Raw genomic sequence first — 15,994 nt, 5'->3', positions numbered from 1 at the left:
GATGAAACGCATGCTGTATTCCACTTCCGGCCTGTTGCTGATTGCCGTGCTGTTCCTGGCCTTCAACCTGGCGACCGGGTTGCTGCTCACCGGTGTCCGGTTCGACCTGACCCAGAACAAGCTCTACTCCATCAGCGCCGGCACCCGGCAGATTCTCGCGGAGCTGAAACAACCGCTCGACCTGTATTTCTACTTTTCCGACAGTGGCTCGAAGGAACTGGTGCCGATGCGCGGCTATGCCCAGCGTGTCCAGGAATTGCTCAAGGTCTATGAGCGCGAGGCCGACGGCAAGATCCGCCTGCATGTCATCGACCCGCTGCCGTTTTCCGCGGACGAGGACAAGGCCAGCGAGTTCGGCCTGCAGGCCGTGCCGCTGGGGCAGGGCGGGGCGCCAGTGTATTTCGGCCTGGCCGGCACCGATGAGCAGAACAACGCCCAGACGATCGAGTTTTTTGCGCCGGATCAGGAAGAGTTTCTCGAGTACGACATCAGCCGCTTGCTGCAGGCCCTGGCCAACCCGAAGCGTCCAACCCTGGGCCTGCTGAGCAGCCTGCCGGCCAACGGTGGCTTCGATATCCGCACGCAGAGCAAGACCGAGCCGTGGATGCTGATCCAGGAGCTGCGCCGGGATTTCGATCTGCAACAGCTCAAGTCCGATACCCAGGACATCCCGAAAGACGTCGACATCCTGATGTTGCTGCACCCGAAAAAACTTTCGCAGCCGACCCTGTACGCCATCGACCAGTTCGTGCTGCGCGGCGGCAAGCTGCTGGCCTTCGTCGATCCTTACAGCGAACAGGACTCCGGCGAGGAGTACTTCGGCATCCAGAGCAAGGACAAGTCCTCCAATCTCGAGCCGTTGTTCAAGGCCTGGGGCATTCATATGCAGCCGGGCAAGGTCCTGGGGGACAACCTCTATGCCTTGATGGAGAGTTCTGAGGAGGACGGGCGTCCGATGCCGCGGCCGTTCACCCTGGGTGTGCCGCAAGCCGCCTTGAGCCAGCAGGACCCGAGTACCGCCGGGCTGGAGTTCATCGCCCTGAGCACAGTCGGCATCCTCGAACCGGTGGCCGGCGCCAGCACGCGCTTTACCCCGCTGATGTACAGCTCCGACTCGGCCAAGGCCTTCGAGGCGGACCGTTTCGACAAGCCCGCCGACCGCAAACAGATGTTGCTTGATCAGGCGCAGCCCAGCCAGCGCTACATCGTCGCCGCCCGGGTGCAGGGGCCGGTAAAGACCGCCTTTGCCGAGGGCATAGAGGGACGCAAGGACGGCCTCAAGGAAGCGCAGCAGGTCAACCTGGTGGTGGTGGCCGATACGGACCTGTTGAGCGACCGGATGTGGCTGGAGATGCAGGACATCAACGGGCGCCCGGCAACGCGGCCATGGGCGGACAACGCCTCCTTCGTGCTCAACACCCTGGACAACCTCGCTGGTTCGGATGCCCTGAACAACCTGCGCTCGCGCGGCCCCTACAGCCGTCCGTTCGTGGTGGTGGAGCAATTGCGCCGCCAGGCCGAAGACAGCTTCCGCGCCAAACGCTTCGCCCTCGAGGAAAGTCTCGAGGAAACCGAAGGCAAGCTGCAGCAGTTGCAGGGTTCGTCGGAAAAGGGCGAGAGCCTCAGCGCCGAACAGCAGGCAACGGTGCGCCAGTTCCTGCAGGAGAAAACCCGCATTCGCAAGGAACTGCGCGAGGTGCAGTACCAGCTGAACGCCAATATCGATGAGCTGGGCAGGACCTTGAAGATGCTCAACATCGCCGCGGTTCCGCTGTTGTTGAGCCTTGGCATGCTGCTGGTCTGGGCCGTGCGTTACCTGCGCCGGACCAGGACCCTGTCGCGCAAGCCTGCACCGGCCGGCAAGGTAGCCGGCACGCGGCGGGCGTAAATGACAAGGGCTCGACCTGCCATTCGCACGGCAGGTCGGGCCAGCCGAGGGCGCCAGGGCGAGGCGCTGCTACGCTGGGAGCAACTCCCTGACCTGCGATCCCGCCATGACTGACCAGCTCCCGCCCAAGCCTGCTTGCAGTGCCCAACAATTGCTCAGCGCCCTCAACCTGGAGCCGCATACGGAAGGCGGTTACTACCGCCGGACCTTCCAGACGGACCAGCGGCCAATGCTCGCCAGCGCGGGCGGGCAGCGTTACTTGATGACCTCCATCTATTACCTGCTGACCGGGGATTTGCCTATCGCTCACTTCCATCTGAACCAGTCCGACATCCTGCATTACTTCCATCTCGGGGATGCCCTCGAATACTGCCTGGTGTTCCCGGACGGCCGCCTGCAAACCCTGGTGATGGGCAGCGATGTCCTGGCCGGGCAATGTTTGCAGCTGCACGTTCCCGGCGGCGTATGGAAGGCCTCGCGGCTGCTGCCCGGCGCGGCGGGTTATGGCCTGATCAGTGAAGCGGTGTGCCCCGGGTTCGACTACGCGGACATGCAATTGGGCTGCAAACGCCAGCTCAGCGAACGCTTCCCGCAGCACGCCAGGCTGTTCGAGCAACTCTGCCAGCCCTGAAGATGCCGCCACGCGGATTGCTCATTGCGATCAGTCAAGTGTCATTTTCGATCATTGTTGCGCGCCGCGCCCGGCGTTTATGGTGGCCCGGTCAATCGCAGCGAACCTCAGCTCCCCAGTCCGACCCTTACCAGCGACAGGAGAACACCATGTCCGATCTGAAACTGCATCCCCAGGCTGCTGCCTCCCTGCAGCGCTGGCACGCCATGCTTGCCCAGGGCGACCTGGGCGCCTTGCCTGACCTGCTGGATTCGAAAGTGGTATTCCGTTCGCCCATGGCCCATACGCCTTATCCGGGCGCGCCGGTGGTCTCGACCATCCTCAATACCGTGTTCAAGGTGTTCAGCGACTTCGCCTATCACCGCCAACTGGTCAGCGCCGATGGCCTGAGCGTGGTGCTGGAGTTCAGCGCGCGGGTCGGCGAGCGGCAGATCAAGGGTATCGACCTGATCTGCTTCGACGAAGCCGGCAAGATCGTCGAATTCGAGGTGATGGTCCGTCCCATGAGCGGCCTGCAGGCCCTCGGCGAAGAAATGGCGCGCCGCCTGGCGCCCTATCTGGCGGCGAGCAAGGCGTCTGGCTGAGCCGCCAGCGAGAGCAGGGCGGCCAGCCATTGGCCAAAAAAACGGGCACCGTGGCAGGCGCCCGTTTTTTATGTGGGTCAGTGGAAAATGAAGAGCCCCGGTCAACTGTTACCGCCAGCACATTTTCTGTGCACCATGAGCCCCGTCCTGGGGCGTTTTCACTCGCCGTCATGATCAGCAATTCTCTTGGCCCGCCTTCCCGATTAATCAAAAACCAAACGAATCAAACACCTGCAAAACGCAGCGGGGCCTTGGCATGCAATGTGCTGTTTTGGCTATATGGATAATTGGATACAAAAATACAAAAGGTGCCGCCGATGAAATTCGCCCCAGCCTATACCGAGCGCCAGCCCGTGACCGCGGAGGAGGAGGCCTACAACTTTCTGTTGGAAGCGATCTGCAAAGGGCGTTTCCGCACCGGCGAGCGGCTGATCGCCGAGGACATCGCCAGCGAAATCAACATGAGCCGCATGCCGGTGCGCGAAGCCTTCCGACGCCTGGATGCCGATGGCCTGGTGACCTTGCGACCGAATCGCGGCGCCATTGTCCGTGGCTTGAACATCGATGAAATGCGCGAAGTCTTCGAAATGCGCAGCGCCCTCGAAGGCCTGGCGATCCGGGTGGCGGCGGGCAAGATCACCGAGCGCCATTTCAGCCATCTGGAGCGCCTGCTCGACGAGATGGACGACTACCGCGAAGACAGCGCCGAGTGGGTCAGCCGCCATCGCGCCTTCCATGAATACCTGTGCAGCCTGAGCGAACGCCCGCGGCTGATGCGGCAGATCTCGGCGCTGTATTCGGTGATCGAGCCGCACATGCGCCTGTGGCTGCAACACGCCGACAAGCCCCGCAGCGCCCGTGACGAACACGCCTCGATCATTGCCGCGCTGCGTTCCGGCGACCCGGACAAGGCGGCGCAAGTGGTGTGCGAACACATCGAAGGCACCATTCCGCGGCTGATCCAGTTCCTGGAGGCCCATCAGTAACCACCCACGTTTCGCCGGGCACTCACGCTTGCCGTGAGCGCCAGCCGCCCTTGCTACCCGACATGACTGGAGTAATGCCATGCACAAGCCTTGCGCGTCAGCTGCCGTTCTTACCTTGAGTCTATGTTGTTCCCTATGGGCGCAAGCCGCCCCCGAGTTGCCGGAGCGCTTGAGCAAGAGCGAGAAGATCGTCTACTGCTCCGGCATGGACTCGCCGCCGCTGGTGTCCTTCGACACGCAACAGAAACCGGTGGGGCTGCAAGTGGACATGGGCGAGGCGATTGCCCAGCGCCTGGGTGGCAAGAAAGTCGAGTGGCGCATCTCGCCATTCGCCGGGTTGATCCCGGCGCTGCTGGCGCAGCAATGCGACATGATCGTCGACCAGCTGTTCGACAAGCCCGAGCGTCGGGAAGTGATCGACATCGTCAATTTCATGTACTCCAGCCAGTCGATCGTGGTGCCCAAGGGCAACCCGAAAGCGGTGAACTCACTACAGGACCTGTCCGGGCTCAAGGTGGCGGTCAGCAACGGTTCGACCATCCGCCTCCTGCTCGGCGCCGAGAACGACAAGTTGCAGGCGGCCGGCAAGCCACCGATGAAACTGGTGGTGTACAACGTCGACGCCGATGCCTTCCAGGCGCTGCGCATCAACCAGGTGGACGCCTTCGGCACCACGGTGGAATCCGCCGGGCACTATCAGCAACTGGCCCCGGACCTGTTCCAACCGGCGGTGCCGGCGTTCAACCGGATCCTCACCGGCTTCGGCGTGCGCAAGCAGGACCCGCAACTGAGCGCGGCGCTGGGCACGATCCTGCAGGACATGCGCGCCGATGGCAGCTACGCCGCGTTGCTGGATAAATGGCATGTCGGCAGCGACAAACTGGACTGAGGGCGGACTCGATGAACTTCAATTGGGACGTGTTCTGGCAGTACCTGTTGCTGCCCAGCGATGTCTACCTGACGGGGCTCGGGCTGACCTGCCTGATCAGCGTATCGGCCATGCTCCTGGGCTGTGTGCTGGGGTTGCTGGCGGCGTTGATGAAGCTGTCGCGCAACCCGCTGTTGCAGTATCCGGTGTGCTTTTATGTGTGGCTGATGCGCGGCACGCCGCTGCTGGTGCAGATCGTGTTCCTGTACACCGCGCTGGCGGCCGGGGGGATTTTCCGCTTCGAGGACCTGCACCTGGGCTGGTTCGTGGTGCCGGGCAATATCCAGGCGGCGATCATCGCCCTGGGCCTCAACGAAGGCGCGTACATGGCCGAGATCATCCGCGCCGGCATCGGCGCGGTGGATAAAGGCCAGTACGAGGCCGGGCGCTCCCTGGGCATGACTTTCCCCAAGCTGATGCGGCGCATTGTGCTGCCCCAGGCGTTCCGGGTGATCGTCCCGCCGCTGGGCAACGAGTTCAACGTGATGTTGAAGAACACCACCCTGGTCAGCGTCATCGGCGTGCAGGAGCTGTTGCTCAGTACGCAGATGGTCACCTCGGCGACCTTCCGGGTGTTCGAGCTGTACCTGGTGGTCGCCCTCTACTTCCTGGCGTTGACCACGCTCTGGGGCTTTTTCCAGCGTTGGCTGGAGAACCGCTTCGGCCAGTCCGAGCGGCCGGCGCCGGCGGCCAGCCGCCTGTTCGGGCGTCACACCCTGAAACTGCTGAGAGGGCGTTGAGCATGGCGCACATGAGTGAAGAACTGGTCATCGAAGCCCTGGACATTCACAAGTCCTTCGGCGACCTGGATATTCTCAAGGGCATCTCCCTGCAAGTCCGGCGCGGCGAAGTGGTGGTGCTGATCGGCGCCTCCGGCTCGGGCAAGACCACCTTTATCCGCTGCATCAATCTGCTGGAAGACATCCAGGCCGGGCAGATCCGCGTCGCCGGCCAGCCCATGGGCTATCGCACGCGGGCCAACGGCAGCCTGGTGCGCGATTCGGAACGCAACATCGCCCGCCAGCGCCGGGACATCGGCATGGTGTTCCAGCGCTTCAACCTGTTCCCGCACATGAGCGCCCTGGAAAACATCATCGAGGCGCCGGTCCACGTCCTCGGCGTGCCGCGCGCCGCCGCGGAGCAGCAGGCGCGGGTACTGCTCAAGCGTGTGGGGCTGGCGGAGAAGGCTGGCCACTATCCTTCAATGTTGTCTGGCGGCCAGCAACAGCGGGTGGCGATCGCCCGGGCGCTGGCGATGAAACCCCAGGCGATGCTGTTCGACGAGCCGACCAGCGCCCTCGACCCGGAGACGGTGGGCGAAGTGTTGCAAGTGATCAAGGAGCTGGCGGAGGAGGGCATGACCATGGTGGTGGTCACCCACGAAATGGGTTTTGCCCGCGAAGTGGCCGACCGGGTGGCGGTGCTCGATCAAGGTGAGCTGATCGAGCAGGGCCCGCCCGAACAGATCTTCAGCCAGCCCCGCCATGCCCGGACCCGGGCCTTTCTCAGTCGGGTGTTGTGAACCCGAATTCTCAACCTTGTGTGAGTCCTGCCATGTTCAAATTTTCTGCCCACGAGTATCCCTACGCCTCCCAGCGACAAAGCGTGTTCGCCAAGCGCGGCATGGTCGCCGCGTCCCAGCCATTGGCCGCCGAGGCCGGCATCGAAATCATGCGTCGCGGTGGCAACGCCATCGACGCCGCAATCGCCACGGCGGCGGCCTTGACCGTGGTCGAGCCCACCGGCTGCGGCATCGGTGGCGATGCCTTTGCCCTGGTCTGGACCCAGAACAAGCTGCATGGCCTGAACGCCAACGGCGTGGCCCCCCAGGCCCTGAGCATCGAGGCGGTGAAAGCCGCCGGCCATGAACAGATGCCCTTGCACGGCTGGACGCCAGTGACGGTGCCGGGCTGCCCATCGGCCTGGGCCGAACTGTCCAAACGTTTCGGCCGCCAGCCATTCGCCGAGCTGTTGCAGCCTGCCATCAGCCTGGCGCGCGACGGCTTTCCGGTGTCGCCGGTGGTTGCCCTGCAATGGCAAAGCGCGCTGGAGAACTTCACCCCGAGCCGCAATACCGTGCTCGACAGCTGGTTCGACACCTATCTGATCGACGGCCGGGCGCCCCGGGCCGGGGAGATGTTTCGCAACCCGGCGCAAGCCCGGACCCTGGCGGAACTGGCCGCCAGCGGCTGCGAAAGCTTCTATCGCGGTGCCCTGGCGCAACGCCTGGACCAGCACTCGCGGGCCACCGGCGGTTACCTGCGCGCCAGCGACCTGCAGGATTACCGCGCGCAGTGGGTCGAGCCGATCAAGGTCAACTATCGTGGCGTGGACGTCTGGGAGATTCCACCGAGCGGCCAAGGCCTGGTGGTACTGATGACCCTGAAGATTCTCGAAGGCTTCGACTTCGATCACCGCGATAGCCAGCAGACCTGGCACCGCCAGCTCGAGGCGATGAAGCTGGCCTACAGCGACGGCCTGCACTACATCACCGACCCCGCGCATATGCGGGTCGCGGTGGAGGACTTGCTCAGCGACCGCTATGCGGCCCAGCGCCGGGCACAGATCGGCGAACAGGCGCAGGCCCCGCAGCCGGGCGACCCGCACGCCAGCGGCACGGTCTACCTGGCCAGCGCCGATGCCGAGGGCAACATGGTGTCGTTCATCCAGAGCAACTACCACGGCTTCGGTTCGGGCGTGGTGCTGCCCGACAGCGGCATCGCCCTGCAGAACCGCGGCGAAGAGTTCAGCCTCGACCCTGCACACGCCAACTGCCTGACGCCCGGCAAGAAGACCTTCCACACCATCATTCCGGGTTTCCTCAGCAAGGGCGGCGTGCCAATGGGACCGTTTGGCGTGATGGGCGGCTACATGCAACCCCAGGGGCATGTGCAGATGGTCATGAACCTGGTGGATTTCGGCCTCAATCCGCAGGCGGCCCTGGATGCGCCGCGCTGGCAATGGCTGGGCGGGCTGCAGGTGGGGATCGAACAGAACGCCTCGCGGGACATGAGCGCCGCCCTGGCGCGTCGCGGGCACGAGGTGCAGGTGGCCTGCGACCTGACCAGCTATGGGCGCGGGCAGATTATCCTGCGCGACCCGCAAAGCGGCGTGCTGTGCGGCGGCACCGAACCGCGCACGGATGCCCATATCGCGGTGTTTTGAGCCAGGGGCGAGCGGGCGGGGGCGCTTGTTCCTCGCCGCGCCCCCAGCCGGCCTGGGCGACCCTGTGGGTGGCGGATCATCGACTAGACTCACGCGATCGATGGAGTCGGGAATGAGGTTCGGGTCATGGCAAAAAACAACAAGGGCGCCGCCAAGGGCGCTGCCGTTGAACACGCGAAGCTGAGCAAAAAAGACTATGAGGACGAGTTGCGGCGACTGCATGTCGAGCTGGTCAAGCTGCAGGAGTGGGTGCGCGAAAAGGGCATCAAGATCTGCATCGTCTTCGAGGGGCGCGACGGCGCCGGCAAGGGCGGCACCATCAAGGCCCTGACCGAGCGCCTGAGCCCGCGGGTGTTCCGGGTGGTGGCGCTGCCGGCGCCGACCGACCGCGAGAAAAGCCAGATGTACCTGCAACGCTACCTGCCGCACCTGCCCGCGGCGGGCGAAGTGGTGATCTTCGATCGCAGCTGGTACAACCGCGCGGGTGTCGAGCGGGTGATGGGCTTTTGCAGCGAAGAGCAGGCGGTCGGCTTCCTCAAGGCCGTGCCGCTGGTGGAGCGGGCGATCGTCGATTCGGGCGTGATCCTGCTCAAGTACTGGCTGGAAGTCAGCCCGGAAGAACAGACCCGCCGCCTCGAAGCACGGATCAAGGACGGACGCAAAATCTGGAAGCTGACGCCCATGGACCTCAAGTCATACAGCCGCTGGTATGACTACTCCCGCGCCCGCGACGAGATGTTCAAGGCCACCGACACCGAACATGGACCCTGGCTGGTGGCCGACTCCAACGACAAGCGCCGCGCGCGCCTGAATATCATCTCCGACCTGCTCAGCCGTATTCCCTACAAGGAAGTACCACGAGAGAAAGTGGTATTGCCCAAACGCCAGAAGCCGGGCGGCTATCGGGAGTCGGACCATCCGTTGCGGCGGGTGCCGGAAAAGTTCTGAGCGCAGGTACACGCCAATTTGCACATTGCAAAGGACCGTATCCCATGAGCCGTTCGGGGTCTTCACCACCCGTCCCGGAGTCCGGCCGGATTGCCCGCCGGGATGCCGGCGCCGGGCACAACCGCTGGAGCCGCTGGCTGCCCGGGCTGCGCATGCTGCAGGACTACCGGATGGCCTGGTTGCGCTACGACTTCGTGGCCGGGCTGGTGCTGACCACGGTGCTGGTGCCTGTCGGCATCGCCTACGCCGTGGCATCGGGCCTGCCCGGCATCTATGGCCTCTACGCGACCATAGTATCGTTGCTCGCCTATGCGCTGTTCGGCCCCAGCCGGATCCTGGTGCTGGGACCGGATTCCTCGCTGGTCGCGGTAATCCTCGCCGTGGTCCTGCCACTGTCCGGTGGTGACCCGCAGCGCGCGGTCGTCCTGGCGAGCATGATGGCCATCGTGTCGGGGGCGGTGTGCGTCCTGGCCGGCATCGCGCGCCTGGGTTTTGTCACTGAATTGCTTTCCAAACCGATCCGCTACGGCTACATGAACGGCATCGCATTGACGGTATTGATCAGCCAGTTGCCGAAACTCTTCGGTTTCACGGTGGACGCCGACGGGCCGCTGAACAACCTGTGGGCCATTGCCACAGCGGTGCTGGAAGGGAAAACCAACTGGACAGCCTTCATGGTCGGCGCGGCGACCCTGGCGGTGATCCTGCTGTTCAGGAAGTACAAGCGCTTGCCGGGCATCCTGATCGCCGTTACCGCGGCGACCATTGCCGTCGCGGGGCTGGACCTTGCGGCAACAGCCGGCGTGTCGGTCCTGGGCTCGCTGCCACAAGGCCTGCCGGGGTTCGCCATCCCCTGGATCAGCCGCGCCGATATCGGCCCGGTGCTGATCGGCGGCTGCGCGGTGGCCCTGGTTTCGTTCGCCGATACCAGCGTGCTGTCCCGGGTCTACGCGGCACGGACCCACAGCTATGTCGATCCGAACCAGGAGATGGTCGGGCTTGGCGTTGCCAACCTGGCCGCCGGTTTTTTCCAGGGATTTGCGGTCTGCAGCAGTTCGTCGCGAACCCCCGTGGCCGAGGCCGCCGGCGCCAGGACCCAGTTGACCGGAGTCATAGGCGCGCTGGCCGTGGCCTTGCTACTGATGCTGGCCCCGGACCTGCTGGAGAATCTGCCCACCAGCGCCCTGGCCGCGGTGGTGATCGCATCGGCCATTGGCCTGATCGAAATCCGCGACCTGCGGCGGATTTACCGCATCCAGCGCTGGGAATGCGGGCTCTCCATCGTCTGCACCGTCGGCGTGGCCGTGCTGGGCGCGATCGAAGGCATCGGCCTGGCCATCGTGATCGCCGTCATCGAGTTCCTGTGGGATGGGTGGCGCCCTTACTCGGCGGTCCTGGGGCGGGCGGAAGGGATCAAGGGCTATCACGACATCACGCGTTATCCCGATGCGCGCCTGATCCCTGGTGTGGTGCTGTTTCGTTGGGATGCACCGTTGTTCTTCGCCAACGCCGAGCTGTTCCATGACCGGGTGCTGGACGCCGTGGCGGCCTCGCCGACACCGGTGCGCTGGCTGGTGGTGGCGGCGGAACCGGTGACCAGCGTCGACGTGACGTCCGCCGACATGCTGGCGGAACTGGACGACACCCTGCACCAGGCTGGCATAAAGCTGTGCGTGGCCCAGATGAAAGACCCGGTCAAGGACAAGCTGAAGCGGTTCGGGCTGTTCGCGCGGTTTGGCGAAGCGGCGTTCTTCCCGACCATAGACGATGCCGTCGACAGCTACCTCGCGCTACAGCCGCTGGAGGGGGAAGGGTACGACGAGCAACCTTGAACGGCAGGCGCCTGATTGACGCTTGTTTGTCTCGCTGTCGCTGCGCCACATCATCGCGCGAGGGCGGGAGCGCCAGAGGCGGCCGCGACTATACTGCGCCGCGGATGCATGGAACCAATACCACAGGGAAGTAAGGATCGATCATGGATTACAGGCGTCTTGGCCGTTCAGGGCTGAAGGTTTCCGCCATTGCGCTGGGAACCGCGCAATGCGACTGGTGGGTGGATGAAGCGACATCGCGCAGGTTGTTCGATACCTACGTCGAGTCAGGCGGCAACCTGATCGACACCGCCGATGTCTATCCGGTCTTTGCCGACGGGGTGGGGGGCAAGGCCTCGGAGGAGTTCGTCGGGCGCTGGTTGCAGACCACGACCAAGCGGCACGAGGTGCTGCTGTCGACCAAGGTGTCCGGGCGCATGGGGCCAGGGCCGAATGACCAGGGGCTTTCCTGGCGGCATATCGTCAAGGCTGTCGAAGGTTCCTTGAGCCGCTTGCAAGTCGACTGCATCGACCTGTATCAGGCGCATGACGACTACGACGATGTCCCGGTGGAGGAGACGCTACGGGCCTTCGACCATCTGGTGCAGCGTGGGCTGGTTCGTTATGTGGGGTGCTCCAACTTCAAGGCCTGGCGGTTGATGAAGTCGCTGGCGATCAGCGAGCGCTCGGCCCTGGCGGGCTATGTCAGCGTCCAGGAACGCTACAACCTGCTGGAGCGTGATCGAATCGAGTCCGAACTGCAGCCGCTGTGCGTGGAGGAGGGGGTCGGTCTGTTGCCCTACAACCCCTTGGCCAAGGGCTTTCTCTGCGGCCGCTACCAACAGCAGGCAGCCTTGCCGGGCTCGCCTCGCGCGGCGGGCGTGCAGCGAGACTACTTCAACGCCCGGAACTGGCAGGCCCTCGAGGTGCTGCGGCGGATCGCCCAGGAGCGCGACAGCAGCTGCACCCAGGTTGCCCTGGCCTGGCTGTTGTCTCGCCCCGCCGTGGTCGCACCCGTGGTGGGAGCCAGCTCGGTCGAGCAACTGCGGGAGATCATGGCGGCCCCGCAGTTGCAGCTGTCGCAGGCCGATCTGTATCAGTTGAACCAGGTAAGCGCCGCGCCCGTGGTCTGAACCCGGGGCCGAGGTGATCAGGCGTTGCTGGCCGGCCTGCCCATGCGCAGGCCGAGCCGTACCTGCCGAAGGTAGTCATGCCGGTTGTAAGGGTTGGCCATGGTCCGCTCCCGGCAGGGGGGTGTTCCCGCAACTGGCGCATAGCTGGCGAGTTCGCTTTCCATGAAGCCCAGGCCGCTGGTGGCGTTAGGGATTTCATGTTGCAGCCGGTAGATGCGCGTGGTGACGATCGAGCCTTGAATGCGCACGGTCTCGCCGCTCAGGGTCGCACCGTTGAGGGTGGCGCCGGCCTTGGCCAGCAAGGCATGGACTGGGCTGCTCAGCGCCGCGGGCACCTCGATGCGGAACTGGCTGCGCGGCTCGCACACCTGGGTACCGGCCCGTCCGATCGCCGCAGCGAGCACCAGGGGGGTGAGGTGGCGGAAATCAGCGGCCGTGCTCGAGGGGGATGCATAGTCGACCCTGGTCAGCGCGACTTCGCAGTCGTGCACCGCCCAGCCATGCCGGCCTTCCCGGAGGGTTTCGAAGACCGATTCCTCGATGGCCTTGTAGAAGCTCGTCGGCATCAGCCCGGCATGGGCTTCGCGGATGAATGTCTGGCCCGATCCCGGCGCCCCCGGACTGACCCGAATACCCACGGTGGCGAGGAAGGGATTGCCTTCATCGTCGAGCGACTCCAGGCCCTCGGCGCTCGACAGCAACGTTTCGACGCAGATGGCCGAGCTTTCCTCGAAGAGGGCCTGGATGTCGTACTCGTCCTGCAGCGTGGCCTGGATGATCTCTTTCTGTACCTCGCCGTACAGCGAGACGAACACCTGGCCCGCGGCATTTCTTCGCAGGTCGATCAGTGGATCCTGCTCGGCCAGCGCACTGAGCGCCTCCCAGAGCGCCTTGGTCTGCCCCGGCGAAGCGGGGGAGACATGGGTTTCGATAGCCGGGGGGGTGAAGGTGTGGGCGCCTTTGCCGCGCTCGCTGCAAGCGCCGATGCGGTCACCGATGCGCACGCCTTCGAGCCCGGTGATGCAGGCAATCTGGCCTGCGGTGGCCTGGGTGGCGGGTTGCAAGCCGCCGCTGGCGGACACATGAATGCCGGTGACCCTGGACGCACCTTGCGGCGTGTCGACGGTTTGCCTGAGGCGCAAGGTCCCGGCCAGCATGCAGAGATGAAAGCGCTTGTGCCCACCCCAGCCTCTGTCGATCTTGAACACCGAGGCAAGCACAGGGGCACTGGCGTCATAAGACTTGACCGGGGCCAGCCGGGTGATTGCCTCGATCATCTGTGCGACGCCGACCCCGGTGATGGCGGACCCGGCGAACACCGGGTTGACCAGGCCTTGGCCAAGTTGCTGGCGCAACTCCCGCTCGAGGCGCGCCTTGCCAATGGCTTCAGGGGCGCTGACATAGTCGTGCAGCAAGGCTTCGTCATGCTCGCACAGCAGATCCAGCCACTGCGCCATCACCTGGGGCGCCGCCGGATCGCTGGTTTCGACCGTCGCCAGGCCAGTCCCGGCATCGTGCACGCTGACCAGTGACAGGGGCCGGCTCTTCAGGTGGCTGCCGAGCGCCTCCAGGGTGCGCTGGAAGTCGGCCCCCTTGCGATCGACCTTGTTGACGAAGAACACATGGGGAATCGCCAGTCGCTGCAGGGCGCCCACCAGTACGCGGGTCTGGGCCTGGACCCCCTCGATCGCCGACACCACGATAATGGCGATGTCCAGCAAGGCCAGCGTGCGCTCCACCTCGGCGATGAAGTCCGGGTGCCCGGGAGTGTCCAGCAGGTTCACCAGGATGCCGTCGAGCTCGAACGAAGCCACCGCGGACCTGATGGTGATGCCGCGTTCACGCTCCAGGAGCAGGTTGTCGGTGTAGGTGCTGCCCGAGTCCACACTGCCCAGGCGCGGCCTGGCGCCAGCGTCGAAAAGTATCCGCTCGGTCAGGCTGGTCTTGCCGGCATCGACATGCGCCAGGATACCCATGCTCAGGGATTTCATCGTCGATCGCTCCTGATCTTCGCGACTGCCGGGCAGCCTGTTGAGTTCCATTCATGTGCCTTGTTTCCGTCTGCGGACAAGTCCATGTACCGTTCTGGAAGGAAGTTTAATTAGTTGAGTTTTGTGAAAGCGTCAAGCAAAGGCGAAGTATTACAAGTTGTTGCGGCGATAAGCTCGTGGGTATAGGCATTCAAATGAAACGGCGCAGCGATTGATAACCGTTCGAGTGGATAGTCGCAGTGGCGCCGTTGTCATTTTGTTTGCGCGAGTAAGTCGCTGATAACAATGGGCTCTATATGTGTTCTAACTGTTCAGTTAAATTCTTGTGCGGTTGAGTATATGTTCTAAGTATATAAAGGATGAGCGGGTTTTTTCTCTGTGACTGCTTTTCGGCTAAATAAATTTTTTTGGATGAGTTTCCTTGACCTTTTTCGGGGTGGCAACTAGACCTGATATCGCTGCAACTCGGCAGCAACCTTTAATCACATGGAGATAGTGAAATGATTAAATATCAAAGCGTTCAGACCCGAATCCTTTCGGCGCTGTTCATCCTCTGATTGTCTGCTGTACACAAGATACCGGTGTCTTGTGAAGTACGGCCGAAGCATTGCTTCGGCCGTATTTTTAATCACACCTCTCGCGGTTCCTACATGTCATAGGGAGATGATATGTCCAGAAAAGTGGATGACGCATTCTCGCGCGCCGTGTTCTTTTACGATGACACGGGCGTGCATCAAACGAACTGGTCCCGCTCTGTGTGTGCGGGGCTGGCGGAACAGAATTTCGATGAAGTGCCTTATCGGGTGCCTCAACTTCTTGAACCCTCGACACTGGTCGAAGTCGCGCAGCGGCACGCCATCAGCGTCGATGAGCTCGAGTTTTTCTCGTACGGGATGGACGGTCCGGTCGCCAAGCTGAAGTGGCTGGCGGACCTGCGCGAATGGGCTCCGCCGGTGCAGAAACTGAGCCTGGCACAGTCCCTGGCCGCCAGCTGCCGGTACCGCTTCGCCAATCAGGTACTGGCCGAGGTACCTTATGACGCGCTCTATCCCGATCAGCGGGTGACTTATCATCTGGCCCGCTTTGCCATTCAGAACCGTCTTGAGATGCAATCCTCGCATCAGGACGACTTCACCGCACTCAAGGCGCTCATGCAGGCCCATCGGCTGTCGCCAGCCCGGGTGCTGGATGTCTGCTCCCAGGCGATCGTCTGGAAAATCAAGGGCAATGCCATCGATGACGAGCTGAACCGCTGGTTCATCGGCACGGGCGAGGCGGCGGTCAAGCAGATTGCCTCGAGCACCACGCCGGCGGATCTGGTTTCGCTGTCTTCGTTCTATCGCGGCCTGGCCATGGTGCCGGCGGCCCGGGGCGACGTCGCCACCACGCGGCAATACATGCTGCTGGCCGAAGAGTATGCCGAGGCGGTGTTGCGCGGCGAGAGAGGCGGCAGTATCGAGGCCCGGGAAGCACGCAAGACTGTCTACGAGTCGAAGCTCAAGGAAATGCTCTACGTCGCCCGCGATGTCGAAAGTGCCCGGCGTGTGGCCGATGAGCTGCTTGCCTACGATCCCGACTGGAGTATTTCCTATCACGAGGCCGGTGAGGTCGAAGTGGTCGACCGGCAATGGCAACGCGCGTTGCAACGCTTCCAGAAGGCTTACGACATCGGTTTTCCACGGGTGACTTACTCGCAATACATGATCGGTGCCTGTCATCAGCAACTGGGGAACTTCGACCAGGCGCTGGACGCGTTCAAGAGCACCCTGTTACTCGACAAGACAAATATATCCGCCGGTATCGCCGGTTATGAAGTAGCCCGGCAACATTCGCCGGAAGTGCTGCCGTTCTTCAAATCCTATATCGATACCTGGGAAACCGACGGCCTGTTGCCGGATGATTATCGAGGGCTTGTCCAATGAATGCTCC

13 protein-coding genes are annotated in these 15,994 nt (G+C 63.4%); 12 read left to right on the top strand and 1 reads right to left on the bottom strand.

Annotated elements, in window-relative coordinates:
* Position 1 precedes the first annotated feature (1 nt).
* The 11 genes from H0I86_RS17120 to H0I86_RS17070 all read left to right on the top strand — a co-directional run bounded on the left by H0I86_RS17120 (position 2) and on the right by H0I86_RS17070 (position 12,074).
* Complete coding sequence (locus H0I86_RS17120) at positions 2–1,888, top strand: GldG family protein (RefSeq protein ID WP_180921394.1); 1,887 nt, start codon at positions 2–4, stop codon at positions 1,886–1,888.
* A gap of 106 nt (positions 1,889–1,994) precedes the next feature.
* Positions 1,995–2,519, top strand: a complete 525-nt coding sequence (locus tag H0I86_RS17115) for a cupin domain-containing protein (protein ID WP_180921393.1) — start codon at positions 1,995–1,997, stop codon at positions 2,517–2,519.
* Between the two features lie 149 nt (positions 2,520–2,668).
* The gene (locus tag H0I86_RS17110) at positions 2,669–3,103 is read left to right on the top strand and encodes a nuclear transport factor 2 family protein (RefSeq protein WP_180921392.1); all 435 of its coding nucleotides are present in this window, start codon (positions 2,669–2,671) and stop codon (positions 3,101–3,103) included.
* Between the two features lie 317 nt (positions 3,104–3,420).
* A complete protein-coding gene (locus H0I86_RS17105; RefSeq protein WP_180921391.1) occupies positions 3,421–4,089 on the top strand; it encodes a GntR family transcriptional regulator in 669 nt (222 codons plus the stop codon).
* Positions 4,090–4,168: 79 nt separating this feature from the next.
* Complete coding sequence (locus H0I86_RS17100; protein ID WP_180921390.1) at positions 4,169–4,978, top strand: ABC transporter substrate-binding protein; 810 nt, start codon at positions 4,169–4,171, stop codon at positions 4,976–4,978.
* A gap of 11 nt (positions 4,979–4,989) precedes the next feature.
* Positions 4,990–5,757, top strand: coding sequence for an amino acid ABC transporter permease (locus tag H0I86_RS17095; RefSeq protein ID WP_180921389.1), 768 nt, complete (start codon positions 4,990–4,992; stop codon positions 5,755–5,757).
* Between the two features lie 2 nt (positions 5,758–5,759).
* Complete coding sequence (locus H0I86_RS17090; RefSeq protein WP_180921388.1) at positions 5,760–6,539, top strand: amino acid ABC transporter ATP-binding protein; 780 nt, start codon at positions 5,760–5,762, stop codon at positions 6,537–6,539.
* A 32-nt stretch (positions 6,540–6,571) separates the two neighbouring features.
* Complete coding sequence (locus tag H0I86_RS17085) at positions 6,572–8,182, top strand: gamma-glutamyltransferase family protein (protein WP_180921387.1); 1,611 nt, start codon at positions 6,572–6,574, stop codon at positions 8,180–8,182.
* Positions 8,183–8,308: 126 nt separating this feature from the next.
* On the top strand, positions 8,309–9,130 hold the full coding sequence (ppk2, locus tag H0I86_RS17080; protein WP_180921386.1) for a polyphosphate kinase 2: 822 nt from the start codon (positions 8,309–8,311) through the stop codon (positions 9,128–9,130).
* A gap of 44 nt (positions 9,131–9,174) precedes the next feature.
* Positions 9,175–10,962: a SulP family inorganic anion transporter gene (locus H0I86_RS17075; protein ID WP_180921385.1), complete on the top strand. Its 1,788-nt coding sequence runs from the start codon at positions 9,175–9,177 to the stop codon at positions 10,960–10,962.
* A 143-nt stretch (positions 10,963–11,105) separates the two neighbouring features.
* On the top strand, positions 11,106–12,074 hold the full coding sequence (locus tag H0I86_RS17070; protein ID WP_028683952.1) for an aldo/keto reductase: 969 nt from the start codon (positions 11,106–11,108) through the stop codon (positions 12,072–12,074).
* A gap of 17 nt (positions 12,075–12,091) precedes the next feature.
* On the opposite strand, the gene H0I86_RS17065 is transcribed toward H0I86_RS17070, so the two are convergent.
* On the bottom strand, positions 12,092–14,065 hold the full coding sequence (locus H0I86_RS17065) for an elongation factor G (protein WP_028683953.1): 1,974 nt from the start codon (positions 14,063–14,065) through the stop codon (positions 12,092–12,094).
* A gap of 803 nt (positions 14,066–14,868) precedes the next feature.
* Between H0I86_RS17065 and H0I86_RS17060 the strand changes: the two genes are divergently transcribed.
* Positions 14,869–15,987: a tetratricopeptide repeat protein gene (locus tag H0I86_RS17060; RefSeq protein WP_180921384.1), complete on the top strand. Its 1,119-nt coding sequence runs from the start codon at positions 14,869–14,871 to the stop codon at positions 15,985–15,987.
* Positions 15,988–15,994 lie beyond the last annotated feature (7 nt).

Source organism: Pseudomonas chlororaphis subsp. aurantiaca (assembly GCF_013466605.1).
In the GTDB taxonomy this organism is placed as follows: Bacteria; Pseudomonadota; Gammaproteobacteria; order Pseudomonadales; family Pseudomonadaceae; genus Aquipseudomonas; species Aquipseudomonas chlororaphis_I.
The sequence above is the reverse complement of the archived record's forward strand: the minus strand, read 5'-3'. Positions and strand labels throughout refer to the sequence as shown.

What these genes read in the sequence shown, in the direction of transcription:
- H0I86_RS17095 (WP_180921389.1), top strand. Translation starts at nt 4,990, where the DNA reads ATGAACTTCAATTGGGACGTGTTCTGGCAGTACCTGTTGCTGCCCAGC.
- H0I86_RS17070 (WP_028683952.1), top strand. Translation starts at nt 11,106, where the DNA reads ATGGATTACAGGCGTCTTGGCCGTTCAGGGCTGAAGGTTTCCGCCATT.
- H0I86_RS17065 (WP_028683953.1), bottom strand. Translation starts at nt 14,065, where the DNA reads ATGAAATCCCTGAGCATGGGTATCCTGGCGCATGTCGATGCCGGCAAG.
- H0I86_RS17110 (WP_180921392.1), top strand. Translation starts at nt 2,669, where the DNA reads ATGTCCGATCTGAAACTGCATCCCCAGGCTGCTGCCTCCCTGCAGCGC.
- H0I86_RS17075 (WP_180921385.1), top strand. Translation starts at nt 9,175, where the DNA reads ATGAGCCGTTCGGGGTCTTCACCACCCGTCCCGGAGTCCGGCCGGATT.
- H0I86_RS17100 (WP_180921390.1), top strand. Translation starts at nt 4,169, where the DNA reads ATGCACAAGCCTTGCGCGTCAGCTGCCGTTCTTACCTTGAGTCTATGT.
- H0I86_RS17105 (WP_180921391.1), top strand. Translation starts at nt 3,421, where the DNA reads ATGAAATTCGCCCCAGCCTATACCGAGCGCCAGCCCGTGACCGCGGAG.
- H0I86_RS17120 (WP_180921394.1), top strand. Translation starts at nt 2, where the DNA reads ATGAAACGCATGCTGTATTCCACTTCCGGCCTGTTGCTGATTGCCGTG.
- ppk2 (WP_180921386.1), top strand. Translation starts at nt 8,309, where the DNA reads ATGGCAAAAAACAACAAGGGCGCCGCCAAGGGCGCTGCCGTTGAACAC.
- H0I86_RS17090 (WP_180921388.1), top strand. Translation starts at nt 5,760, where the DNA reads ATGGCGCACATGAGTGAAGAACTGGTCATCGAAGCCCTGGACATTCAC.
- H0I86_RS17115 (WP_180921393.1), top strand. Translation starts at nt 1,995, where the DNA reads ATGACTGACCAGCTCCCGCCCAAGCCTGCTTGCAGTGCCCAACAATTG.
- H0I86_RS17085 (WP_180921387.1), top strand. Translation starts at nt 6,572, where the DNA reads ATGTTCAAATTTTCTGCCCACGAGTATCCCTACGCCTCCCAGCGACAA.